At 53.6% G+C, this 26,719-nt stretch carries 13 protein-coding genes and 1 other RNA gene; 3 read left to right on the forward strand and 11 right to left on the reverse strand.

Going from position 1 to position 26,719, the window contains the following annotated elements; genetic code table 11:
* Window positions 1-446: 446 nt before the first annotated feature.
* From MXE39_RS10760 to MXE39_RS10775, 4 genes are all read right to left on the reverse strand, one after another.
* On the reverse strand, window positions 447-632 hold the full coding sequence (locus tag MXE39_RS10760) for a hypothetical protein (RefSeq protein ID WP_246978658.1): 186 nt from the start codon (window positions 630-632) through the stop codon (window positions 447-449).
* Between the two features lie 422 nt (window positions 633-1,054).
* Entirely contained in the window at window positions 1,055-2,518 is a 1,464-nt protein-coding gene (locus MXE39_RS10765; RefSeq protein ID WP_246978659.1) for a cell division protein FtsL, read from the reverse strand.
* Window positions 2,519-2,520: 2 nt separating this feature from the next.
* Window positions 2,521-3,480 carry a 16S rRNA (cytosine(1402)-N(4))-methyltransferase RsmH gene (rsmH, locus tag MXE39_RS10770; protein WP_246978660.1) on the reverse strand — a complete coding sequence of 320 codons (960 nt, stop codon included), beginning with the start codon at window positions 3,478-3,480 and terminating at the stop codon, window positions 2,521-2,523.
* Between the two features lie 2,682 nt (window positions 3,481-6,162).
* Window positions 6,163-7,731, reverse strand: coding sequence for an ABC transporter substrate-binding protein (locus MXE39_RS10775; RefSeq protein ID WP_246978661.1), 1,569 nt, complete (start codon window positions 7,729-7,731; stop codon window positions 6,163-6,165).
* 1,699 nt (window positions 7,732-9,430) lie between these two features.
* Here MXE39_RS10775 and MXE39_RS10780 point away from each other — a divergent pair.
* Both MXE39_RS10780 and MXE39_RS10785 read left to right on the forward strand, forming a co-directional pair.
* Window positions 9,431-10,825 (forward strand): DegQ family serine endoprotease, encoded by a 1,395-nt coding sequence (locus tag MXE39_RS10780; protein ID WP_246978662.1) that lies wholly within the window; start codon window positions 9,431-9,433, stop codon window positions 10,823-10,825.
* Window positions 10,826-11,262: 437 nt separating this feature from the next.
* Window positions 11,263-12,384 (forward strand): trypsin-like peptidase domain-containing protein, encoded by a 1,122-nt coding sequence (locus MXE39_RS10785; RefSeq protein ID WP_246978663.1) that lies wholly within the window; start codon window positions 11,263-11,265, stop codon window positions 12,382-12,384.
* 183 nt (window positions 12,385-12,567) lie between these two features.
* Here the strand turns inward: MXE39_RS10785 and MXE39_RS10790 are convergent, their stop codons facing one another.
* From MXE39_RS10790 to rsmI, 4 genes are all read right to left on the reverse strand, one after another.
* Window positions 12,568-14,337: a serine hydrolase gene (locus tag MXE39_RS10790; protein WP_247074069.1), complete on the reverse strand. Its 1,770-nt coding sequence runs from the start codon at window positions 14,335-14,337 to the stop codon at window positions 12,568-12,570.
* 1,688 nt (window positions 14,338-16,025) lie between these two features.
* Window positions 16,026-16,410, reverse strand: an RNA gene (gene rnpB, locus MXE39_RS10795) — RNase P RNA component class A.
* Window positions 16,411-16,845: 435 nt separating this feature from the next.
* Window positions 16,846-19,128: a M48 family metallopeptidase gene (locus MXE39_RS10800; protein WP_246978665.1), complete on the reverse strand. Its 2,283-nt coding sequence runs from the start codon at window positions 19,126-19,128 to the stop codon at window positions 16,846-16,848.
* A 293-nt stretch (window positions 19,129-19,421) separates the two neighbouring features.
* Entirely contained in the window at window positions 19,422-20,270 is an 849-nt protein-coding gene (rsmI, locus tag MXE39_RS10805; RefSeq protein WP_246978666.1) for a 16S rRNA (cytidine(1402)-2'-O)-methyltransferase, read from the reverse strand.
* A 713-nt stretch (window positions 20,271-20,983) separates the two neighbouring features.
* Here rsmI and MXE39_RS10810 point away from each other — a divergent pair.
* Entirely contained in the window at window positions 20,984-22,744 is a 1,761-nt protein-coding gene (locus MXE39_RS10810) for a penicillin-binding protein activator (RefSeq protein ID WP_246978667.1), read from the forward strand.
* 247 nt (window positions 22,745-22,991) lie between these two features.
* Here the strand turns inward: MXE39_RS10810 and MXE39_RS10815 are convergent, their stop codons facing one another.
* The 3 genes from MXE39_RS10815 to MXE39_RS10825 all read right to left on the reverse strand — a co-directional run bounded on the left by MXE39_RS10815 (window position 22,992) and on the right by MXE39_RS10825 (window position 26,357).
* Window positions 22,992-23,942 carry a flagellin gene (locus tag MXE39_RS10815; RefSeq protein WP_246978668.1) on the reverse strand — a complete coding sequence of 317 codons (951 nt, stop codon included), beginning with the start codon at window positions 23,940-23,942 and terminating at the stop codon, window positions 22,992-22,994.
* Window positions 23,943-24,212: 270 nt separating this feature from the next.
* On the reverse strand, window positions 24,213-25,163 hold the full coding sequence (locus tag MXE39_RS10820) for a flagellin (RefSeq protein ID WP_246978669.1): 951 nt from the start codon (window positions 25,161-25,163) through the stop codon (window positions 24,213-24,215).
* A gap of 240 nt (window positions 25,164-25,403) precedes the next feature.
* Window positions 25,404-26,357, reverse strand: coding sequence for a flagellin (locus tag MXE39_RS10825; protein WP_246978670.1), 954 nt, complete (start codon window positions 26,355-26,357; stop codon window positions 25,404-25,406).
* Window positions 26,358-26,719 lie beyond the last annotated feature (362 nt).

Here is a 26,719-nt window from a genome sequence, read left to right on the forward strand (position 1 = left end):
CCCCCACACCCCAGACGCCCCCACGACCAGATTGGCAGGCCTCAGCCACCAGCTGCCCATGCCCTGCACGGCTGGATTGCCGCACACGGCCGCTGCGGCCTGGCCATGAGGTGACAGCACGAGTGTGCAGCGCTTGTAATAGCCAATCAACCCGGCTCAGCCTCAGGATAAAAAGCTCACTCGCACCTGGGGGCCATGCGCTGCTTACTGTCTCCTGGCGGCAAGCACCTGGCAGCAGCAATGCAAGCGGCCCTGCCAGCGGGCATGCAACAGGCACCAGCCGACACCACGCTGCGCAAAACCTCACGGGACAACAGCTATGCGACGTATGTCCTGTACGGCCGGGCCCTGTCCAGAAAACAGGCCGCATGTTATGCGCTATGCCCCCTGCCCCTGCTCCGACCTTGCCCCTGTTACTCATGCAGCAGACAGCATAAAATCCCCTGTCACAGCATCTGTCCTGTTGTTACCTTGTTACTTTCCATAACGTACAGGTTATCCTGCTGGTAATGGGCATTCTTGCTGCCGGGCATTTTGGCTGCGCACTGAACAGAAGTCAGAGAGCATGCGTCCATGATTATGGATTTGATCCTGATACCAGGCTTGAAGTTGAGGTTGATGTTGAGATTCAAACTGGTTCGTGGTCAGGTCTGGATGAGCTGTGCAGATGCCATAGCGCGCTGACCGGCTTGAAGGATCAGGCCTGCACTGCATGGGTGCACATGGCTGGTCCGATGATGCCGGGATTGTGCGGCATGGTGAAGCTGCCCTGGGGGCAGAGCCGACCTGCCGGATGTAAGTGTCTGGAGGTAGTCAGGAGCCCCTTGCTGGCAGAGGCGGGGCATTGCATAGACTGGCCGGGCGGCCGGTGCAGAATCATGTGAATGCTTTTGGCCGCGTTTGTGCGGTGCGGGACTGCGGCCTTGCTGAGCTGGATCCGCGCAGCGCTGGGCACGTGACCGGGCTGAGCTGGAGCCGGGTGGCTGTTTTGAGTGTGGGTGGTGGCTTTTTTGGGGTGGCAGAATGAACAGGGCCGCCCGGAGGCGGCCTGTGCTTATTTATGCAGGGAGATTACCTGCTCGTTTTCGGTCTTTGGGGACACCATCTTGAGGGTGTCGCTGGCAAAGGTGCGAATCTTGGAGTGCTCTGAAAGGTTCTGACGGGAGGCCACCAGATTGAGCCACTGCTTTTCAAGGTCAGCATTGGAAAGCGAGACCTCGTTGAGCTTGGCGGTCAGGTAGCGGGTGTCCTGAACCTGATAGACCTTGAGCAGACACAGTACACATACTGTAATGGCAAGGCCGTAGGTCAGCCAGTTCACACCAAAGTCGCGCAGCAGTACCGGCAGGAGACGATCGTCCTTGCTCTTCCTGACCTTGTGGCCCACGCTCAGGGTGCTGCTAAAGCGCTGGAAGCCTGAGGTCAGCTCCACGCTGGTAACAGACTTGCCATCCCTGTTCTCACTGTCAGGATCTTCGTCCATGACGGCACCTGAGACCACGGCTGCATTGTCAGTACCGGTCATGAGATTGTGTGACAGTACGGTCACATTGCCGGTAATAAAGTCCTCAGCTTCAATCTTGCCCAGCTCCTCATCCTCATCAGCAAGGATATTGTCCTCATCCTTTCTGACATCAATGAGATTGAGGTTCTGACGCACCAGGCTCAGTGAACCAAGGGACTTCTTCTCCTCTTTCAGGGCAATAATGTCATTTACCTGGGCGCTGGTGCGCTTTTGTGACATGGCCTCAAGGCGGGCACTTTCCTCATCAAGAATGACACGCTCAGGACCGGTGCCGTCACCGGCCTTAAGGTGCTCAACCTCAAGGGAGAAACCGCCATCAGGATCGGAGCTGCTGCCCTTTTTATAATCAGAGTCGGCACCAGTCAGAAGGTCATCGTCATCATCAACAGGATCGGCAAGAGCGCTGTCAGCCTCTTTCATCACGGCTGCGCCTGGCAGAGAGTCGGCATCAGCCTCGTTAAAACTCAGAGCCTGAGCTGAGCGCTGTGGGGCAATCAGTGATGGTGGCTCGTTGCGGCCCATGGCGTCCATGCCTGCGATGGCGTCCATGCCAGGCATGGTGCCCATGAGCCCGGATGGACTTATGTCCAGGTCGGACATGGAATTCATGCCCATGAGGGCGCGGCGTGCCTCGTCAGCGTTGGCGCTCAGAGCGACCATGACCTCAGGTGAGTACATGGCGGCCATGGCAGCCATGGACCCCGGACGCTCGGCCAGCATGGCGCCTGCAGCGGCAGCAGCAGCGGCTGGATTAGCCAGATGGGTGTCGCCTGACGGGGCAAAGGAACTGATATTGAGCGCCGGACCGGTAAGGGACGCAGGGAGGCTGGTCACACCGGATCCTGGCTGGCGGGGGCTGTCTTCAGGATCAGCAGCCAGCTGCATAAAGGCAGTATTGAGCTGCTCGCTGTCGACACTTGATCCCAGCGAACTTAACATTTCGCTGTTATCCAGGCTGTCGTTATTACGATTTTTAGGAGTAAAGCTGAACATACTTACTCTCCGGTGCCAAGACGCTGGGCAACACGCAACGTAGCGCTGCGGGAACGGACATTGGCTTCAAGCTCATCATCTGATGCACGTATGGCTCCGCCAACAAGATCCAGGGTGGCAGTTTCCCGCCTTATTCTGTCCAGCTCCTCACTGGTCAGAGGAACAACTGACGGGATTTGCCGTCCCCGGCTGCTCTCTCTGAAGAAATTCTTTACTATGCGATCCTCAAGGGAGTGGAAGGAGATGACACACAGCCGTCCCTGAGGAGCAAGCACGCTTACAGCAGATTCAAGCGCGCTATTGAGCTCATCGAGCTCTCCGTTGACCTCGATACGCAGGGCCTGGAAGCAGCGGGTGGCCTTATGTTTTGGGCCTGGCTTGCCAGGAATGGATGCGGCTATCACAGCTGCAAGGTCACGGGTGGTGGTAAATGGTTCACTTTCGCGGCGGCGCACAATGGCTCTTGCTACCTGAGAGGCAAAACGCTCCTCTCCATATACCTTGAAGATGCGGGCCAGTTCTCTGGCCTCATATTCGGCAACTACAGTACGGGCAGATTTGGCAGCACTCTGGTCCATACGCATATCAAGCGGACCGTCGCGATCAAAGGAAAAACCACGGGAGGCATCATCAAGCTGAGGCGAAGAGACGCCAATATCAAGCAGGATACCGTTTACACGTCCGACCAGATCAAGATCCTCACAGACCTGTGCCAGCCGGGAAAAAGGAGTGTGGACAATGGTAAAGCGGCTGTCTTCTTTCTCAAGCTCGTGACCAGCCTCAACAGCAGTGAGATCACGGTCAAGGCCGATAAGACGGCCCTCAGGGCCCAGATGACTGAGGATTTTGCGTGAATGTCCGCCCCGGCCGAAGGTGCCGTCAATATAGACGCCATCAGCCTGGATGTTTAATCCATCCATACACTCATTGAGCAGTACAGGAATATGGGACAGAGTTGCCATCAATTAATCCTTGGGTGGGCTGCCATTGCCTCAGCGACGAAACTGCATCACAAAGCAGTTCGTAGAGCGCATTTGATTAAGAGTCTGAAAACCGAAGTGAAAAGATGATCAGGTGAGGATATAACTGTGGGCGGCTGCAACCGCCTGTTATGAGGAAGACCGGACCTGTGAAGATGCTCAGATACGCCACTTTCAGGTATGGCTGTCTGTAAAAGGTGCCAGAGAATAATATGAATACAGTTGTAAGGACGCTGCCTGTTTTGTAACGCATGTCAGCATATGCCGCATGTCAGCGTATACCGCCAGTCTCAGTACTCGAGATCCAGAAGCCTGAGCTCACTGGCGTGTCCGCCACGCAGGACATTCATGTCGCAGGCCCGATGCCACGGGCAGAACGCCGCAGGCGTTGTGCCGCAGGCGCGGTGCCGCAGGGCTGTCATGCCATGCAAACAGAATAATTGCGTCAGTCCTGAATAATGCCTTACACACAAAGACTGTTATCCCCGCCGCCTTATATATTATATAAAGGCAGCCAGCATGCAGCAGCTAAATACTCCTGATTTATGGAAATACTCCAAAACTGCTTCCTTTGTCTGCAGCATCAGTAAACAGGACAATATCAAAACCAGAGGGCACTGCAGATGCACATGCTGTATAAGGTGCAGCCATCAGAGCCTTGGCCAGTTATGACATTGATAGTTAACTGGAACCACATTACCGGCTTGTCCCTGCAGGGCAAGCTCAGTCTGGACAGCGGACAGTGCGCCGCTCTTCCCGCAGCTGCCGCCATGGTTTACAAAACATTTTAAACCACAACTGCCGCCACGTGTCCTGCCATGAAGTGTACGTTTACCGTAAGAGCATAAAAAAGTGAACTGCCCCACTGCAAACGTCTCTCCTGGTCATTACAGTTTCTCTAAAACCGGTTGCACGCCGGATACAAAAGGTACTTTATTCCAGAGGAAAACTGTTTTGTGCGCCTGCTGCTGTCGCTTTTTCTTTAAATATGAAAAGCTTTACATGCAAACGATACTTTTACCTGGCATTCTAAATTATTACGGCCAGGAACTCAAATTTGACAGTATCCAAACATGAAGAAAATGGGCTTTGCTCTGTAAGATCTTCCAGCTCAAAAGTGATTATTTCCTAATAAACCCGTTATTTTTATGGCACAGCGGCCATCAGGACAGGATCTGTGAAAATAAATCAGACAAAGATCCTGGCAATTCCCAGATGTCAAATTTCAGACAGCAACCTGGCATGTCCCTGTTAAACTGGCTGCCTGCTGCCAGAAATTACAGGAACCAACCCGGTCTTTAGACCGGCCCCTTGCCAGGTTTTTATCAATGTCTAATATTCCTGGCTATTTATTCTATTTCTGGGCTGCAGATCAACTTTCAGCCCGCATCTGTGCGCTCCGCAGCGGTGCAAAACCCCGGCAATTACCCCATAGACATTCACTCATTTCTATCACCAAAAGTACCAGATCCCGGAAAATACAGCTTGTTACATTCCCATAATTTTTCCGGAAATATGAAGATCAGCCCCACCATAAACCCAAAATAATTTTGCCAGGCCCTGCCAGGAACGGCCGGGCATTGACCCCCGTCAAACCGCCGCAAAACCGCTCACAGCGACCAGCCTCACGCCTGGCCGCCCCCACCACCAGAACCACGCATCCTCAGCCACCACAGGCTCGCGCCGCCGCACGCCCTTACCCTTAATTTGCTCCAGGCTGGCAAGGCGGGCAGCCGGAGCAGCTGCTGCACAGCCCCTGCCGCCCAGCTCAAGCCATTGCAGCACCGGCTGTATCAGGCGCACAGCCGTTTGCTCACGGCCAATTTACCGCTCCTGAAAAGTTCTTATGAAAAGCTTTAGAACGCGTCCTTAAAAGCACATGGCTGTCTTGCGGCTTCATAACATTCCTGCTGCAGCTGCGGAAAACACAGCGATGCGGCTGCGGGGAGCACAGCAATACGGCCGCTGATAACACAGCAATACGGCCGCGCGGAATGCTGCAAGTAAGGTTGCCAGAGATTATGACGGGCAAAGCAATTTTTGCTGAGCACTGATTATTTGAGCTGTGCACAGCTGCGTTGAACACAGTGTAATGGTGAGGATAAGCCTGCATTCAGCTATGAAAACTGGCCCAGGAGTGCTCAATTGCGGCTGGCTGAATAAGGTGCAGTGATGATTGAAACTTCGTGCTGCGGCCCTTCGCATAGTTATATGCTGTGCCTGACAGGCTCTCATAGAAATGGGCTTGCAGGTGCCATGTAAGGGGGAGGGCTTAACTGTGATGTGGTGGCGCTGCAGGTGGGTTTTGGTGACCATGGTGCGGGATGGGAAGGACGTGTTGTCCCTGGTTTTAGAGCGCGCTTCCTGGTGGGTTTAGATCACGTCGCCAGTCTGGCCTCCAGCGCGTCTCCTGGTGGGGATGGAGCGCATTGGCTGCGGGTTTTAGATCACGCTGGATAAGGGGGCTGGGGTCGTTGGATGGGGATTTGAGGGCGCGTCTTTGATGCATTGATGCTTGTCAAAACAGGCTCCTGGTGGCTGTGCGACGGACATAAGAAAGGGGCAGCCTGTGGGCTGCCCCTTTCGGGCGACGGAGAAATGAATAATTTCTTTGCGCCTTTGTAAAGATTTTTTGCGTTAACTACGCATCAAAGATGCTTTACATTATTTCTTAACTTCTTTGGTGACCTGGTCGAAGAAGTTAAGACCGATTGGGTGAGTGAACTTGCCGTTGATGCCAGGACGGTAGGCAGCCAGGGTCTTGGCGTGGGAGATAGGCAGAACACCTACGTCCTCAGCAAGAATAGCCTCGGCCTTCTGGTACAAGGCAACACGCTCTGGACCATCAGGTACGTGGGTAGCCTTCTTGATGATCTCGATGAATTCCTTGTTCAGCCATAAGCCCTGGTTGGAGATTGGGTCTTCGGCAGCCAGGATGTTGATGAAGTTGTCTGGATCACCGTTGTCACCGATCCAGCCGACGAAGGTGAGATCCCACTTGTCAGTTAAGAGCTTGCTCTTGAAAGTAGACCAGTCGTAAACATCGATGGTGGCCTTAACACCGGCCTTGCTTAAGTAAGCCTGAACAGCCTCAGCCAGAACCTGACCGCCTACAGTGTTGTAGTAACGGGCATTGGAGTAGGTGAGGATACGGATTTCCTTAACACCCTTGGCTGCCAGAGTCTTCTTTGCAGCCTCGAGATCAAAGCCTACAGCCTTTACTTTAGGATCATAACCGGCCATAAAGGTTGGGAAGAATGATGGAGCGTGGGTAGCATAACCCTTGTACAGGGACTTTACCATTTCAGGAACGTTGATAGCCTGAGCCAGAGCCTTACGAACCTCACGGTCAGCGGTAACGTAACCGTCACGGCAGTTGTAAACCATGTAGTTTACGTTGTTACCCTCGGCCTCAAATACCTTGGAGCCGCCCTGCTTGATCTGGTCGATAACGTTGGCATCGATACCGTTGATGATGTCAACTTCGCCATTGTTCAGAGCTACTACACGGGCAGAAGTTTCCTTCATAATCTTGTAGATAACGTTCTGAACAGCTGGCTTCTTGCCCCAGTAGTCTTCGTTGGTGGTCAGAATCAGCTGCTGACCCTTGTCCCAGGCAACCAGCTTGTAAGGACCGGTACCAACTGGATTCTCCATAACATTGTTGTTGTGCTTCTTAAGAGCTGTTGGAGAAACGATTGGAGCGGCAAAGCACATGGCCATGTTGCGCAGGAATGGAGTGGAGCTTTCCTTTAACTTGATCTCGATGGTGTAGTCATCGATAACCTTAACAGTATCTACGCCACCAAATACCAGTGGAGCATAGGACATCTTAGGAACCAGGTTCTCTGGCATCTGACGGACAATGTTGAACTTTACAGCCTCAGCATTGAATGGGGTGCCGTCGTGGAACTTGACGCCCTGACGGAGCTTGAAGGTATAGGTCAGACCATCATCGCTGATAGTCCAGCTCTCAGCAAGACTTGGCTCGATCTCGGTGTTGTCGGCCTTGAACTTTAACAGGGACTCATACAGATTGCAGTTGATGTTGCCAGAGTCATTGTCATCTACCAGAGCAGGGTCCAGGCCTAATGGCTCGGTGGAGGTAGCGTAGAAAAGATTGTCCTGTGGCTTGCGGGACATTGGAGCACCATTGGCTACGGAAGCAATGGTTCCGGCTGCGAACACGACTGACATGGCAGCAGCAAGTAAGGTCTTGGTTGAGAACTTCATAAACTTAAAAACCTGTGAATTGCCAGATAAAGGCTGACACAATAAAGCGTCACCTCAGGCAGCATGTGACACTGCATCAGGCAGCGCCTGGTTATGCATGCTAAAGCTCAGGTTTGCAGCAGCACCTCTGAAGAATAAAAGAAGTTCCACAGCGTCCCGGCCAAAAGCCTGAGCTTTAGCCTGCACCTTGCCAGCAAAAGCCCCGCATTTACAAAACAGAAGCATTCCCAGACGGGGATGCCCTCCTGTAAAGAAAGGATTTGCCTGACTGACAGCTATCTGAGAAGATATGTCGATAACTGCAAAATCAGCCTAATTTTCAGTTATGGCCGCCAAAATATCAAGCCGGGCACCAAATCTTGAAATGCAGGTCTCACAAATTTCAGATTATTTGACTGAATATCCGTTTTTTTACCCCGTCAATTCCCTTTTTTAGTGCACATATAGAGCAAACTGCATGTTCTATGCGGTTTATTCCTGCACCACAAAAGCCATCCCCTGCCTCCATACGGCGCAGCCCCACCCCAAAAGTACTAATTCCCCCGGCCCACAGACTACAACCATGCATCGTCCTCAGCCGCAGCTGCAGTGGCTCACCTTACGGCCTGCGCCCATGGGGGCAGCAGCTGCCGCTCTTGACTGCTGCAGCTCTTGCCTGCCTTGCTATGGCCCCTGAAAATCCCCCAATAACTGTAGCCTTAGATACGACCCTGCTATGAATATGACGTCGCACCTGGCGTTATGGTGTTCCGGGACCTTGCCCTGACATGGCCAGTTGACCTGTCCTGGCCGTGGCTCTATTCAAGCTCTTGGGCAAGATCCTGGCGGATCCAGTGGCCTGGTCCTGGCATGGCTTTGGGCGCTGCAATCGGTGAGCTCAGGGAGGTGGCCGGGTGCGTGAGCTGGGGAGTTGGCGCGTGCGTCAGCACAGGCGGGAGCCTGGCGTCAGTGCGTGCGTCAGTGTGGGCGTCAGCGTGGGGGTGGTGATTTACTGGTGAGAGTGGCGGCGTGGGGCATGACGCTGGTGCCTAGATGAGTTTTCTTTTAGTAGAGGGGAGAGTTTGTTGGCAGAAATTTTCATTTTGCCCCTGGTGAAAATGGTCTGTTTATGCGTGTTTGCGCCTTGATTAGGTAACTTTTAGCAAGATTGGAAATTTTGCTAAGTGTTTTCTAAGCATGGAACACTAATATGAATTTGTGCTCTACATCACAGACTGCAGCTGAGGTTAAGCCCGGGCAGCCTCTGAGTACAGCGCCACATGCTTATATTTCAGATAGACAGTTATTTTTAATTTACCGTGGAGGCACCACAAGTCGCTTCAGGTACAGGGAAAAATAAAGAGCTCTGATTAGTAGCCTTAGAGGGTACTCCCAGGGACCAATTGGGCAAACTGAATTTCTGACTGAACTTGCTCTCAAAGGCTACCAACCACAGCTCTTATTTCAATACCCGGCCCACGCATTTATCTGCCCCGGCCAGCTCAGCAAAGCCTGTCAGACCCCCATGGCCTTGCTGATGGATACCAGGCAGGATAACAGGGATGGTCTTTTGGGACCAGCCGGGCTGACAGCCACCAGGGGTGAAGTCCTGGCAGCTGCGGTCCGGGATAATGTCAGCCCGGGGGCTGACAGATGCCGGGAGTCTTCAAAACCTCAGTATTTGTGGACAAACCACCAGCGACCAAAGGTGATTACTTATATGAAGAATTTAAAGCGTTCTGCCGCCGCCATCGCTCTGGCAGGTCTTACCATTTTCTCCTCTTCTTTTGTATCCGGCGCCATGGCCGCTGATGCCCGTCCGCTGATTCAGGCAATGCAGAACAGCGAGGGTGAGCCTACCCTTGCTCCTATGCTCAAGAACGTAATCCCTGCTGTGGTCAACATTTCCGTAAAGGGCACCAAGGAAGTCTCCAACAACATGCTCTTCAACATTCCTGAAGAGTTCCGCTTCATGTTCCCTCAGCTCAATCAGCCTAACCGTCAGCGTGAGTTCCGCGCCCTTGGTTCCGGCGTAATCATTGATGCCAAAGAAGGCTATATCGTAACCAATCACCACGTGGTTGAGGACGCATCCTCCATTCGTATCGCCCTGTCTGACGGCCGTGAGTATGAGGCCACCAAGATTGGCTCTGACCCTCACACCGACCTTGCCCTGCTCAAGCTCAAGGAGTTTGACAATCTGACTGCTCTGCCATTTAACAGCCGCGAGCAGATGGACGTAGGTGACTTCGTAGTTGCTATCGGCAATCCTTTTGGCCTTGGTCAGACTGTAACATCGGGCATTATCTCAGCCCTGGGCCGTACCGGTCTTAACATCGAGAATATTGAAAACTTCATCCAGACTGATGCTGCCATTAACTCCGGTAACTCCGGTGGTGCTCTGGTCAACCTGCGCGGCGAGCTGGTCGGTATCAACACCGCCATTCTCGGTCCTAACGGCGGCAACATCGGTATCGGCTTTGCCATTCCTGTAGACATGGTCAAGACCGTGGTCAAGCAGTTAAAGGAATTTGGTGAAGTACGCCGTGGCACCCTTGGTGTAGCCGGTTCTGAGCTCACCCCTGACCTTGCTGAAAACTTCGGCTACAAGGGCAAGGCCGGTGCCTTCGTCAATGAGGTTACCCCAGGCGGCGCCGCTGAAAAGGCCGGCATCAAGCCAGGTGACATCATCACCTCTATAAATGGCAAGAAGATCAAGTCCTTTGGCGAGTTACGTGCCATTATCGCAACCCTCGGTTCCGGTGCTGATGCAAAGATCGGTATCTTCCGTGACGGCAAGAACCTCACTGTCAACGCTACCCTGACCGAACCGGACACCTTAAGCGGCAGCGACGCAGGTCAGCTCTCTGATGTGCTCGAGGGCGCCACCCTGACCAATAACGACGGCGGCGGTGTGCTGGTATCAGCTGTAGCTCCAAGATCCCGTGCCTTTGCCGTAGGTCTGCGTGAGGGTGACGTTATCACCACTGTAAACCGCGACAACGTCAAGGATCTCAGCGACCTCAAGAACAAGATGAGCAAGAGCAAGTCAGGCGCCACTGCCTTACGTATCCAGCGTGGCAGCAGCGTTCTGTACCTGACCATCCGTCGCTAATCAGGATACTTTCAAATTCTGATCACTCTATCAACAACAATATTTCTCTAAGGGGGCCTCTGGCCCCCTTTGCTTTTTGGCCACTCAGGCGCGTCTGCCTGTCCGTGCCGGACGGCTGTGCCTGGCAGGACAGGATGGCCGGGCTGTGCCGTGCCTGCATGGCCGGTATGGAAGGCCTGGTCAGGGACCGGCCATGGCCATGTGGCCGGGCATGGCAGCGGCCATGCTGTCGGGCGTGGCAAGGCCGTGACGGAGGTTAAATTTTCGTCAGCAGGGTGCGATGTGTACTAAAGTTTTTCCCTGGCTTTGCTGATAAAATAAACATGCATGGCCCGAATACGATGTCCGGCCTGCTCACTGCAGTTTTATCCTGTGGCAGCTGCCTGCAGCTGACCGCTCAGATCCGCATACCTTTCACCAAGCTACCAGGAAGACATATGCCTGACAGAACCAAGTTCTATAAAAAACCGTGGTTTACCATGGCAGCTCTCCCTGTCGCCATTGGTCTGGTGGCGGCCTTTGTCATTTTGCAGTTCTACCCGCAGCTGGGTGAAAATTTTGGCAAGCGTATCTACTCGTCGAGCAAGGAAATCCAGAGCTATTCCTATGCTGTAGCACGCTCCAGTCCAAGCGTAGTCAACATCTACGTCTCCCGCCTTAACAGTGACTATACGGGTATGGCCATTGAAAGCAGCCATATCACTGCTTCAGCATCAGGCGTCATCATGAGCTCTGATGGCTATATTGTCACCAACTACCACGTTATCACCTCTCTTAATGAGCCTAACAGCGCCGTCTGGGCTCAGACATCTGACGGCAAGCTCCGTCAGGCCTTTATCGTGGGCTTTGACCGCCGTACCGATATTGCCCTGCTCAAAATCAGAGCCCGCAATCTCAAAACAGCTCATATCAACCCAGGCTATGTCCCTCATGTAGGTGATGTGGTGCTGGCTATAGGCAACCCTAACAATCTTGGTCTTACCGTAACCCACGGCATCATTTCGGCAACCGCCCGTACCGGATCGGGTCTTCTGACCAGAGAGCTGATGAACATACGAGAGGGCCTGCAGGATCTCATTCAGACTGACGCCCCTATCAACAGCGGCAACTCAGGCGGAGCCCTGGTCAATACCAATGGCGATCTGGTAGGCATCAATACCGCCTCGTTTAACAGCAGCCGCTACGGCACCTACGGCATCAGCTTTGCCATCCCGGCTTCGCTGGTAGTGCGCGTCATGAATGAAATCATGCTCCATGGCCGCGTGATCCGTGGTTATCTGGGAATCAGCGATGAAAACGACGACCGCGTAGCAGACAACTCAGTCAAAGGAGTACGCGTACGCTATATCGACCCTATGGGCCCTGCTGCCCTGGCCGATATCGAGCTGGGCGACATTATCCGCAAGGTCGACAACAAGACTATTTCCAACGTACGTGAGCTTATCGACATCATCTCCCGTACCACCCCAGGCACAGTACTCAATCTCACCATTGAGCGTCAGGGCCAGCTGCGCGTATCCCCGGTCACCCTGGCAGAAGACAAGCCTAACGTAGAATAGCCGCCACATCCCTGGCCCCGCTGCCCTGCTGCCGGTGCCATGGCGCATGGCCCTGCCCTGCAAACCGTCACCATGCCGGTCCAGAGCACACTATTGAGCCCCTGGACAGCAAAACGCCCGTCCCCTGATCTTCAGGAGGCGGGCGTTTTTGTTATGGGCGACTGCAGGCAGCAGCCGGACCGGCTACTTGCCTTCGCTGGCGGCTGCGGCAGCAGCGTCGCTGGTGGCAGCGGCTGCGGCAGCCGCGTCGCTGTCAGCGGCATTGGCCGCTGCAGCTGCTGGCAGCTTTGCGAAGACCTCAGGGCAGCTGTCCTGGCCTGGATTGCCTGTGGTGCCGCGCAGCGGGGCAAACTCAGGGGCCTTGCTGCCCCTTGCTGAGGCCATCATGTAGCTGAAGACAGTCTGGCCGACTTCGTGGGTCACATTGATGGCTTTTTCCCTGGTGTGGATATAGCAGCCCTTGAGATTGTACAGATTGATGCTGAACACATAAGGCTCGCCCTTGAACTCCACATAAGCAAGGGTGTTGAAGGAGCGGCGGTTGAAACGCTCCATCATTGGGCCTGGGGTATTGAGCACGTAGATACGCAGTGAGGCAAAGTCATCTTCAGTATTGCCGCTCAGGGCACTGACAGCGTGCTTAATGCCGGTAGCAAAACCATCCTGGCCGGCGACAGTAAAGCGCATGGACTGAGTGATGAGCTGCTTGATTTCACTCTGGAGCTTCTGGTCATTGATAAAGGAAGCCATCAGTCTTGCGGTACTGTAGGCCGGGGCAGCAAGCTTGCCATCAAGAGCAAGGCCATTGGCCCTGGCAAGGTCATCCTGAATAACCAGCTCAGGCACGCCCTTACTGCTGGCAAAGGCCATCAGGCCGTCCTTACCGCCGACAAAGCTGCTGAGCAGTATGGCTGCAGCATTGTGGTCAGCCTCATTGAGGGCATAGTAGATAAGGTCAGATACCGGAATATCCACGGACTGAGGAGCCTGAATGCTGTCGTAGGCTGAGCTGTGAGTATTGATAGCTGCAGTAATGGTGCTGTGAACAATGTCATTATGCGACGGCGTGCTCACTGGTCCCTGAGCGCCCTTTGCTGCAGGCGCAGCCTGGGCTGGACCAGCAGCACTTGCAGCCTTTGCCGGCTCATTGCCAATGGTGCAGTCCGGGCACTTGCAGTCATCATTGTGCCTGATGAACCTGCCCTTGCTGTCAGCGGCAGCCTGGGTGGAGGCTGGAGCTGCGCCATCCAGGGCAGCCGCTGGAGCAGCGGCGGCCTGGGCTGCGGCTGGAGCATCGCCGTTGCCGTCACTGACCTGTAAGGCTACAGCGGTGCATTCGTCGGCACCGGCACCGGCGCCGGTGTGGATGTCGATTAATTCGACATCTTCTTCAGAGGAGTTACTCAGGGGCTTGTCTACAAGGAAGTTGTTTTTCTTGAGGGCCTTAAACAGAGGGGAATGAGCACGGTCAACAAACTGGCTGTTCCTTACCGTAATGCGGTAGTCGCCAGGCAGGTTCTCGCGCTGCATTTTGTCTGCAGCGGCATAGGCCACGTAAAAGGCCACCATGCCATCTACAGGGTAGAAGTAATTGTTGCGCAACAGGGCAAGGCCGCTTCTGTCGAGCACGGCAATGCCCATGGCTATGCCATAGCGATTGTAGATATTGTTGATCTGGGTGCGCAGCTGCTGAGCAATAACTCTGTTGGAGCTGAAGAAAACGGAAACCCTGTCCTCAACCTGGTTAAAACGGTCAAAAAGGCTGTCAGCATGGGAAATCTTGATGAGATCGCCAAAGCATGGATTGTTAAAACAGTCTATGCCTTCATCTGTGCCTCTGGCACGGGCACGTGGAGAGTTATCACCATTGATGCCAGACCATACATCTGAACTGGCCTGGGTAAGCTCAGGACCGGAGGCCGAACCGTCAATCAGTTCCTCACCTGCTTTCATAGTCTGAGCACACAGGGAGCCGCATACCAGCAGGCCTCCCAATGTCAGCCCCAAACGCGCAAGCTTATTGCCTGAGATGTTCATAAAAACCTCTGAGTACTGCCACCTGGGCGCATTTGTAGCCCGGTGTTGCTAATTACGGTCCTGATGCCGGCTGATCCTGTCCCTGCGACCTGCGCTCAGCGCTCTGTATGGCAGCAAGCGGACATTAAGTCAGCTCATGCACGCCTGCATCCACGCAACGAGGCTACGGCCGGCAACCGGCTAAAGGAAATTCAAGATAATAAAACAGCGTCTCCAGCTTCCTTACTTAAGGAAAGGACAGACGCACAGACATACTGACCTGTCAGCCCCTCATGACCACAGTCATAACGGCCTCCAGCAACAGATACCCACCTGTCCTGTGCCAGTCCCCATCCCATGACAATGACAGAAGGAAAGGAGCTGTCCGGGCAGGCAGGCTTAAGCTGTCGCATTTGCTCGAGCAGCTGTATTTGCCCCGGTACTGGCCAGTGGCTCTGCGGACAGTCGCTGCAAATAGATCTGCAGACAGGTTCTGCAGTTTTGCTGTCACAGGCCAAAAGCCTCATTTGTCATTTCTGCCAGGCTGGCAGACTGACAGATTACCCAGGAGGCCGGTGACGGTGCGATCTGACAGACATGCCGACCATGCAGACATGAGATCATGCAGACATGAAGTCCTGCAGCCGGGCAGTCATGTGCCCTGCAGGTCCTTACCATGCTGCCTGAAGCATGCAGTTGAATCCTTACTAATGGCTGGCTGACATCTGGCAGCTGCCATGGATTGTAGCCGCATTTTTGGGCATCCATGGCCAGGACAAACTATGTGAGATGATACTAACACAGTGTATGTTTCTGTGCAGTTATAACACAAGATTAACAGGACATCCTTATGGTCAGGCAAATATAAAATCTGATAAATATCAGCAAGCATGTATCCGGGAGGGTTATTGCCACGCACCTGGTATCATTGCAGGGCGGCTCCGGACCATATCAGTGCCCGCTGGCTCATCGCCAGAGCAGCACAGACAGCCCATTACGATCAGTCAGGACGACCGGGCTATGGCCTGTGCCCCGGACAGGGCCTTAACCAGGGCCTTAGCCAGGGCCAGTGCATGGTCCGTGTCCTTGTGCCTGGGGCCTGTTCTTGTGTCTGGGCATGTGCAATGCGGCCACTGCAGGACACAGCCGCCTGCTGGCTTGAACAGCTCAACGCTTCCGCCTGAGGCCTGGGCCCCAGCTCATGAGATGCAAAAGCCAGGATAGCGCAAAGGCGCAGATAATGCGTTTTGGCTGCCGCTGCCTCAGTGGCCTCTGCTGCCGCCCCGTGACAGGAAAACGGAGAAAAAGTGGACCTCAGTCCCGATAATCGGGCCTGAAAAAAGCTATAGACTTGCTGGAAAGGAGCAAGCGTAAGTCGAGTGGGTCAGATGGGATTTAAAGGGATGTGATGGGGGAACTTTGTGGAAGTCAGACAGGCTGACGGGAGATGGACGGCTTTGCAAAGAAAGGGCAATGCTCAATTGCTGTAAAGCTCAGTGACAGGCAGCTAAGTAACAAAAAGCTAAGAACAGGCAGTTCAGTGGCCGGGGAGCTTTAAGCGGGATGATGGATGCTCAGGCAGGAGGCCTTGAGCGGGAAGGCTGGAGCTGGAAGCTGATGGAGGGTATGTGAGTTGACCTGTAAGCCGGGTTCTGTGCTTATTGCTAAGCGGCAATCATTCATCTAGGCTTAAGCTCGCGCTTAAGCTCAAGCAATCGACCCGCCCCCAAGTGCGGACCACACTATGCGGGAGCCTATTTGATCTTGCTCCAGGTGGAGTTTACCGTGCCACTTACTATTACTAGAAGCGCGGTGCGCTCTTACCGCACCCTTTCACCCTTACCTGATCCCTTGTGAGGCCATCGGCGGTCTGCTCTCTGTTGCACTGGTCGTGAGCTCACGCTCCCCAGGCGTTACCTGGCACCTTGTCCTATGGAGCCCGGACTTTCCTCCCCCAAAACCGTATGCGTAAAGCGCACGCGTTTCGGCAGCGATTGCCTGGTCAACTCGCGGCATATTATATCAGATGATTTGCTAATTGAAAGTGCGACAGCCACCGGCCATAACACAGCCACAAAACCGCCTGTTTAAGGGCTTTTACCGACCTGTCAGTACCGCTTTGTAAAGCAGCTGCACCGCTGCCAGTCGCAGCCTTGCGATGCAGTCCGGCGATCGGCATGCGATGCATCCTGGCGATCGGCCATGCGATGCAGTCTGGCGATTGGCATTGCGATGCAGCCTGGCGACCGGCCTTGCTATGCCGTCTGGCAATCGGCATGGCTATGCAGCCTGGATATGCCGTCTTGCTGTGCAGCTCAAAGGCGGCGACGGCCTGAATGGCGGTGATGCCTGGACAGGCAGGCGCATGGGGTATTGGGCTGCAGCTGTGGCCGTGTTGGGGCACTGGTGCAGCCACGGGTGGCGCATTATGCTTCAGTTAGGGTTTTAGCTTGCGTCTTTGCTGGCGGTGCCTCTGCCAGCGGCAGCGTTGCCTCTTGTGGCGGCGGTGCCCCTGGTGGCGCTGCGGGAGCTGGATTTGGGAGCTTTGACGTCCTTGCGCTTTGAGGCTGCTTTGGTGGAGCCTGACTTTGTGGCCTTTTTCTTTTTGGCGGCTGCTGATGGCTTTTTGCGCGACAGCTCCACAATACCCATACTGATGAGGGAATCACTGACGTTGTCAGCTGACGGGCAGAAGAGACTGAGCATGTACTTGAAAGCCGGGCCATGGTTGCTGGCAGCAAGGTGACACAGCTCATGGATGCCTACTGAGATCATTACGTTGACCGGGTAATGGCACAGTTTGCGGTTCAGGGTAATCTCGGAGAGACTGCCGGAGCTGGTGCACAGACCAAGGGCTGACATGGCCTTTACATAGAGCTTTTTCATCCAGTTTATAGGCAGCAGATCATAGTAGCTTGAGGCTGCCATGTAGGTGGCAATAAACTGAGGCTTAAGCTGCTCCAGGATGCGTCCGCCCACCTTGAATACCTCCTGGTCCATGTACTGTTCGATCATGGACTGGACACGATCAGGGGTGATTTCACCCTTGATGCTGATGCGCAGCACGCCTGGCTTTACCAGGGTGCGATGAAAGTACTCAACAGGGCTGCGGCTGACCTTGCGGGCCAGGATATTGCCGGCCAGAGTGCTCTGATAATTGTGGGTGGCGTGGCTGACAGCCATACGGTCACTCATGTCGTACATGCAGTTGGCAGTAAACGGCATGTCAGGCAGATAGCCCATCAGAGCAAGGCTTGGATCTATTTCCTGACCGTCAGTGGTAAAGAAAGTAAGTTCCTGCTCAGTAAGATTGAGATGTGAGGAGCCGTCAGCTGCCGCAAAGTCTCCGCTGCGGTAGAACTCAAGCTGAGAGTTGAGCTCGGCCATCAGCTGCTCACGGCTCATGCTGATAAAGGACGGTCTTTCAGGAATAAGAGCCAGATATGGAGAAGTACGACCTTCAGCTCTGTCATTGGAGGCCTGCTCGAGAAGACGGTGGTGCTCAAGAGAACCATCTACTGTCATTCTGGCTACCGGACTTTCCATATTCACTCCCTCTGAGGAGATGAAATTGTCGTAGATGCTGAAAGTGAACTTCTTGTCGTGATCTGCCACCTCACTGAGGTCAAAGTTCATGAAAGGATCGCTGCTGTAGCTCTGACCTCTGTTATCGATGCTGCCCTCAAGGAGCTGCCTGTACAGAGGAGTGACGCGGCTCTCGGCGTGGTAGATAGTGCGCGAGAGATTGTCCTTGTTGATGGTGGCTATTGAGATCCTGTCAGTAAACTCACTGATCATGCCCTCAATCAGAGTACGACGTGGCTCTGAGAGCATGCGTGAGCCAAAGTACTCACGGCGCAGCAGATTTTCATGAGTCTGCTGCATCAGCAGAGCAAACTGCTCAAGATAGTAATTGTTGAGGTCCTCGGGACGGCCCGGGGCATTACGTCTTTGCTCTACGGCCAGCTCCGGGCCGCTCAGGCACAGATCAGGCAGCTCCAGGTACTCATTGACTTTGGAGCGCTCCGTGCTGCTGTCCCTGTTCTCACCACTCATGGGTGTTTTGAGGAAATCTGAATCGCTTTTGCTCAGGCGCACTGGACGGCCATTGGTTTTGACCGATGAGCGCAGCTGACCTGGAGGCAATGGCTCCTTGCGGTCAAAGCAGGAAATGTCATCCCACAGGCAGTGACGGGGCATGATAATGCGGCCCTGGTTGAGCACAGGCATGCCATTGAGGCATTCTTTGCTGATATAGCCATTGCGAATGAGGGCAGATACCTTGCTGCCAAAGCGTGAGCGTCCTTTTGGCACCAGGCCGGCAATTACCTGGCGGGGACGGATAATTCTGATCTCGCTTTCGACCTCGCTTTTGCGCAGCTCCAGCAGATAAGGCATGCCCCAGATAAAGACTACGTCATTGGTACGCATAGTACGTCTTTTCTGCGCACGCCAGGTGACGGTATCAAATGCCGAAATAATCTTTTTGTGATTCTCTATGCACCAGTCATAGCAGCTATCCACTGTGTAGCGTATTATGCCCCACATGGTATCGGGATTGATGCGCAGCTGCATAATGCCTGATGAATTGATGGTAACCCTGGATCTGACAATATTGGCATTGGTCACCACCTGAAAGGTCAGGCCGCGATACACGAAGGCATCAGCCGGATGGTGCTTCCATTTCACAGCCAGAAAACGATTGTCAATCAGTTCAAGATCAAGCATTACCCTATCCCAGGCAAGGACTGACAGTCCTGTCATCTGCCGCCAGCTTGCGGCAGCACCTTTAAATCTTCTTTGCTGTTCCCATATGCCCGCCTCCCGGGCACCCAAATGCCGTCATCAGCCAGGGCCACAGGCAGCGGCTGTGCCCTCGGGCTGAGCGCTCGGCCAGTATGCCCCAACGGCCAGTGTCAGAGGCCGGTGGCACCAGCCAGGGCAGTGCCGCCAGCAGCTGCAGCTCAGGCTGGCAGCGCCCGCACAGTAACCAGGCAGAGCGGCTGAAAGGCTGACAGTGCTTAGCGCTGCTCTTTCAAGGTCAGAGCAAAGTCGTACAGGCGGTTCTTGCTCTCACCTGTAAGCTCGGCTACCAGCTGGCAGGCCTCTTTGACCTTCATGGCTGGAATCATGCGGCGCAGTGCATCTTTGGCCTTATCTGACAGCTCCTCATCGGCCTCAGAGCTTTCATGAGGACCTACTATCAGCACGAACTCACCGCGCACTTCATCGCTGTGCTCTGTGAGGTACTCAACGAGCTCCTGAGCGGTGCTGCGGTAAATGGTCTCAAAGGTCTTAGTCATTTCACGGCACAGAGCCAGTCTGCGGCCCGGTTCCATATGAGCAAGACGGGTGAGGGTGTTCATGATGCGACGTGGACTTTCGTAGAACACTACTGTGGTGTCACACAGCCTGATCTGCTCGAGGCGGTCACCAAGCTCCTTTTCCTTTACCGGCAGGAAGCCCATAAAGAGGAAACGGTCGGTAGGCAGGGCTGAGGCACACAGGGCAGTGATGGCGGCGCATGGTCCTGGCAGCGGCACAACCTTTACTCCACGATCGGACAGAGCTGATACCAGCTTGTAGCCCGGGTCGGAAATCATGGGAGTGCCGGCATCGGAAATCAGAGCTACAGTTCCGCCCTTTTCCACCTCTGAGGCGATAATTTCGGCTCTTTCATCCTCATTGTGATCATTACAGCTGATAAGACGTACCTGGCCAATACCAAGGCGGTCGAGCAGGATACGAGAATGCCTGGTGTCCTCGGCAGCTATCAGCGTAGCGCTCTTTAACACCTCAATGGCACGCAGGGTGATATCCTCAAGATTTCCTATAGGGGTAGGAACAATGTAAAGAGCACTTTCAATCATGCCTAAGACCTCTCAAGCCTCAAAAAACAGACAGATACAGTCACCGGCGCCCGCACCTGCAGGCTCATGGTTATCTGCCACCTGTGCCGCAGACTGCGCTGGCGCACGTCCTGTCAGGCCCGCCTATTTTAGCACCTTTGCTTGCAGCTGCCCGCAGACACTGACGGCCCCCATACTTACGGCCCTGCACAAAGTGATAATACCTGGCAATCATACCTGACTGCAGGACTGCCATGCAGGATATGACCAGGTACATGACAGGTGCTGACAGCAAAGAGCAATGCCAGTGAACGGCCATATGCACGGGACCGGAACCAGCTAAAGTATTCTGGCCCACCAGGTCCGTGCAGCACACGACGGCCTGATTATGCCTGCCCATTAGACCCTGTGGTCTCTTTGGGGCAACGTATGGTATAAAGGCGCTTTGTGCTATCATATTTTTCGGGCCTGCGGTGCCTGTTTACGGGCTTTTTGCTCTTTTTCAAGCCGGATGCCGCCCTTTTATTTGCAGGCCGGAACACTGCTGTGTTTCGCCCTTGGCCCGTCCCTCATGAGCCGGACAACTGCCTGATTTTCCGCCCCTCCCGGTGCGCTGTGTCTTTTGCATGCTTATATCTGCCAGGACGCATCCTTTGCTGAGGAGGACAATGCGGACTCACAGCCGCTCTGCAGATTTACAGTTTTCGCATTAGCAGGAAAGTAGGACCAGCAACGTGTCACGTCATTCTCTTACCCGCAAACTCAAGGTCAGTGCCCTTGCTCTGGCTTTATCCCTGACTATTTCCGCCTGTTCGGTTACCAGCGATTCAGGCAGCCAGGCTATTACTACTGCCATGGCTTTCAGTCAGCTGACCATGTCTCAGGCAGAGTATCAGAAGATGCTGGCCGAGGCTGACAAGGACTCCCGTTTCCCAGCCATGATCTTGCTGGCCCGCAGCGCCATTGTTGCCCGCGACTACCAGACTGCTGCCGGTCTGATTGCCAACATGCAGGCTGAGGCTATCACCCCAATGCAGCGTGATGAGTCCACCATTATCGAGGGCCTGCTCTACATGCATCAGGCCAAGAACACCGATGCCCTCTTTGCCCTCAACAAGATTAACGCCACAGCCCTGTCCAAGCCTGTTGCCTCTTTCTACTATCAGCTCATTTCCAATGTTGAGCTCAACCTCTACAACGAAAGCCGCCGTGTAACCCACATGCTCAAGGCTGTAGAGCACAAGAACGCCCTGCTCAGTCTCGTTACCCCTGATGCCCGCAAGACTGTTGCCATGCAGATTGTCAGCAATCTCCAGCAGCTGCCAGCCTCAGAACTGACTGTTCAGCTCAACAAGAACACTGATCAGAACATCAAGGGCTTTATCGACTACGCCCTGCTCGACTCCTCCAAGAGCACCCGTCTCAAGCAGCAGCTGGCCAGGACCTGGCTTGGCAACTACGACGATCATCCTCTGGCCTTTGCCGTAAAGAAGATTGCCGAAGGCCGCAGTGTTGAGGCTGTTGAGACCGACGAGGAAACCGTTGTTTCCTTAAAGGAAGGTGACCGTCTGGCTGTACTGCTGCCACTTACCGGCCGCTTTGCAGCAAGCGTAGGTGAGCCTGCCCGTCTTGGTATTGTCGCCGCCCTGCAGGATCGTAACAGCAAGCTCAAGGTTACCTTCTACGATACCAACCGCATGACCATTGCCGAGATTGCCTCAGCCCTTGGTCAGAACGGCACCAACTTCATCATCGGACCTATCCTCAAGCCTGAGGTAGATGCCCTGATTGAAAGCAATATCAAGCTGCCTACAGTGGTATTCAACCAGCCAGCCTCCGAGCGTGCCCAGTTCTACTTCTTTAACCTTGGCCCTGATTATGAGGGTGCCCTGGCCGCCTCCAAGATTTATCACGACGGCCACACCCGCCCTGTAGTCATTGCCCCTGAAACCACCCGTGGCCAGCGCGCCATTGGCGGCTTCAACGAGGTATGGCAGAAGGCCAGCTCCAGCGCAGCCGTAGCCTGCCGCTTCCAGGACATTAACAATGTCAGGGCAGCACTGACTACCTGCCCGCTCAACAATGCTGACTCTATCTACATCAATGCTACAGCCAGCGAAGTTATCAAGGTACGTCCATCACTGCCAGACAATACCCCTCTGTATCTGACTGACCGCAGCTACATGGGCCTGAACCACAGCGCCAGTGAGGTAGCTCTTGCCGGTGCCTGGCTTGGTGACATGCCTTGGCTGCTTACCGACAGCGCCCTCAAGAGTGACCTGATGGCTACCCTGCCGGAGGCAGACAGCCAGGTACAGCGTATCTTTGCTGCCGCCTACGACTCCATCAATCTGTCCTTTAACCTCAACAAACTCTCCCGCGACAAGAATGACGTCCTCCACGGCATCAGCGGCGACCTGCAGCTTGGTGACAAGAACATGATTGAAATGGCCCCAATGTGGGTCCAGCTGAGCACCAGCCGCCCGGTACAGTAAACCTGACAGGCCACAGCCAGGCCCAGGCCATGGCCCTTGCCAGGGCCAGTCGGCCCGGCCAGGTCCTGCAGGGCGCGCCCGCCCTGCAGGACCCACAGACAGCAAAGCCCGCACTGTAGAAATACAGCTGCGGGCTTTGTGCTTAAAGGGGCAGTCCATTTGACCGCCACTAAATCCTTATTCTCATGAGCTAAAAAGCGGGCACAAGGCCCGCTTTTGGATAATAAGAAAAGATATATCTAACTGGTTATCTGCCCAGCAGGCTCAGCGCAATGGTAGGACGCTGGTTAGCCTGGGCCAGCACAGACTGGGAAGCCTGCTGAATGATGTTGTTCTGAGTCAGAGCTGCGGTCTCAGAGGCGAAGTCTGTGTCTCTTATGCGGCTGCGGGCATCGGACTGATTTTCAGAGATATTAGCCTGGTTACGGATAGTGCTTTCCATACGATTTTGGAGAGCACCAAGTCCGGCACGCTTGGAATCAACAGCCTGGATCAGCGCATCAATATTAGCAAGGGTGTTAGTAGCAACCTCTGCTGTACATACGCCAAATCGAATTACATTAGCGCCTGATTTGACAATTCCCTTTTTACCTGTGCCATCAATATCAGCAGCCTTAATGCTGGCCATATCGGCAATGCCACTAAGGGTAAAGGCATCTTTCCATACGAGGTTAAGAGTATTTCCAGCATTGGCGCCTACCTGGAAAACCAGCTCACCACCCTTGTTGTTAGCGACACTTGGAATAAGGCTGTTTTTATTATTAGTGTTGTTCTTAGGGCCATTTAACACCAGCTGGCCAGCAAAGGTGGTCTGCTGAGCAATACGGGTGATTTCAGCAGAGAGCTGGGTTACCTCTTCCTGCAGAGCCTTACGGTCTGCCGCAGAGTTGGTGCCGTTGGCGGACTGGACTGCCAGCACGCGGATACGCTGCAGCATATTGGTGGTCTCATCCAGAGCACCTTCAATGGTCTGGGCCAGGGCGATACCGTCGTTAGTGTTACGGTTACCCTGATTGAGGCCGTTAATCTGAGAGGTCAGTCGGTCGGAGATTTGCAGGCCTGCTGCGTCGTCCTTAGCAGAGTTAATACGCAGACCTGAGGACAGTCTCTGGTAGGAGGTATTCAGGTTTAAAGTCGCATTACTAAGCTTTCTTTGGGCATTGATGGAGCTGACGTTCGTGTTAACGTAAAGGGCCATAATCTCCTCCTTACTCTCTGGATTCTTTCTCTCTTTTCCATAGGGCAGCTATGCCACAACACTGGTTTGACATACTGCGTTATTGAAATAACCCCATGCAACGCCGGTGCCATTGATATCATAAAGCCCCCGTCAGCAGCGCATTTGTTGCAATTCAGTGTGCCATCTGGCAATTGCAGCTCTTAAAGCCTTGTGTAAACCAGGCTTGCGCAACAAAAAAGCGGGCACAAGGCCCGCTTTTGGATAATAAGAAAAGATATATCTAAATGGTTATCTGCCCAGCAGGCTCAGCGCAATGGTAGGACGCTGGTTAGCCTGGGCCAGCACAGACTGGGAAGCCTGCTGAATGATGTTGTTCTGAGTCAGAGCTGCAGTTTCAGAGGCGAAGTCTGTGTCTCTTATGCGGCTGCGGGCATCGGACTGATTTTCAGAGATATTTGCCTGATTACGAATAGTGCTTTCCATACGATTTTGGAGAGCACCAAGTCCAGCACGCTTGGAATCAACAGCCTGGATCAGCGCATCAATATTAGCAAGTGTGTTAGTAGCAACCTCTGCAGTACATACACCAAATCGAATTACATTAGCGCCTGATTTGACAATTCCCTTTTTACCTGTGCCATCAATATTGGCTGCCTTAATGTTTGCCATATCAGCAATACCACTAAGGGTAAAAGCGTCTCTCCAGATAAGATTGAGAGTATTTCCGGCATTGGCGCCTACCTGGAAAGCCAGCTCACCGCCCTTGTTATTAGCAACACTTGGGATAAGGCTGTTTGGATTATTTGTCTTGTCCCTAGGGCCATTAAGTACCAGCTGACCAGCAAAGGTGGTCTGCTGAGCAATACGGGTGATTTCGGCAGAGAGCTGGGTTACTTCTTCCTGCAGAGCCTTGCGGTCGGCCTGGGAGTTGGTGCCGTTAGCGGACTGGACTGCCAGCACACGAATACGCTGCAACATGTTGGTGGTTTCGTCCAGCGCGCCTTCAATGGTCTGGGCCAGGGCGATACCGTCGTTGGTGTTACGGTTACCCTGATTGAGGCCATTGATCTGAGAGGTCAGTCGGTCGGAGATTTGAAGGCCTGCTGCGTCGTCCTTGGCAGAGTTAATACGCAGACCTGAGGACAGTCTCTGGTAGGAGGTATTCAGGTTTAAAGTCGCATTACTCAGCTTCCTCTGAGCATTGATGGAGCTGACGTTCGTATTAACGTAAAGAGCCATAATCTCGTCCTTTCTATCTCAATTTTCTCTCTTTATTTGCTGCGCTGAGTGTATGCCTCATACATAAGATTGACACACCGCACTATTCAAGTACCCTCTTGCAACGGACAGGCCATATATTCTGATAAACCTGATATATATCGCTATTTCAATATATAACTGTACTCATATAGCCCCGTAGAAGCCAAAAAGCGGGCACTGAGGCCCGCTTTAAGATAAAGAGAGAAGATATTTTTACGGCTATCTTCCCAGTAAGCTCAGCGCAATGGTAGGACGCTGGTTAGCCTGGGCCAGCACGGACTGGGAGGCCTGCTGGATGATGTTGTTCTGAGTCAGAGCTGCAGTCTCAGAGGCGAAGTCTGTGTCTCTTATGCGACTGCGGGCATCGGACTGATTTTCAGAGATATTAGCCTGGTTACGGATAGTACTTTCCATACGATTTTGGAGAGCACCAAGCGCAGCACGCTTGGAATCAACTGCCTGAATAGCCTTGTCGATGTTGGCAAGGGTATTGGTAGCAAATGCTGCTGTTGATACAGTCCATCGTATTGTTGTGACATTACCAGCAACAGATTTAATAATGCCTTCAGTTGCATTTGCATTAGGTGTTGCAAATTTAGCCTGAGAGGCTAAGCCGAGCATGGTGAATGCAGAAGTCCATTGCAGATTAAGGGTGTTTCCTGCGTTGGCACCTACCTGGAAGACAAGCGCACCGCCTTTATTATTAGCTACACTTGGGATTAAGCTGTTAGGATTTTTGTTCTTGTCTTTAGGGCCGTTTAAAACCAGCTGGCCAGCGAATGTGGTCTGCTCAGCAATACGGGTGATTTCAGCCGAGAGCTGTGTTACTTCTTCCTGAAGAGCTTTACGGTCAGCCTCGGAGTTTGTGCCGTTGGCTGCCTGTACAGCAAGCACGCGGATGCGCTGGAGCATGTTGGTGGTTTCATCCAGGGCGCCTTCGATAGTCTGGGCAAGGGCGATACCGTCGTTGGTGTTACGGTTACCCTGATTGAGGCCATTGATCTGAGAGGTCAGTCGGTCGGCGATCTGCAGGCCTGCTGCATCGTCTTTGGCAGAGTTAATACGCAGACCTGAGGACAGTCTCTGGTAGGAGACATTCAGGTTTAAAGTGGCATTACTCAGCTTCCTCTGAGCATTGATGGAACTGACGTTCGTATTAACGTAAAGTGCCATATTCTCTTCCTCTCTGTCTGTATTTCTTCTCTCATAAGCACAGGTGCAGTTACGTCAAAGCATAATTTGACATACTGCAGCATTTAAATCATTCCATGCAACGCAGGTGCCACTAATATTGACGGATCTGATCTATATCGCATTTCAGCATATTGAGGGAAATATATCCGAGATCGGTGCGCGTGACGCACCGGGGCAGCCATGCGCAATTGAGATTAGAGAGCTGGCGCATAGCAGCGCGTTCCTATGATGTCATTTACTGCTTCATTGGGGCTGGCCTCCGGATAAGGTAGCAGATGCTATCGTACCGGTGACGAGCTCAGAGCAATGATTTCAGATTAGCCAGATGGTAGAGGCGGTTG

The organism is Anaerobiospirillum sp. NML120511 (assembly GCF_023050955.1).
In the GTDB taxonomy this organism is placed as follows: Bacteria; Pseudomonadota; Gammaproteobacteria; order Enterobacterales; family Succinivibrionaceae; genus Anaerobiospirillum.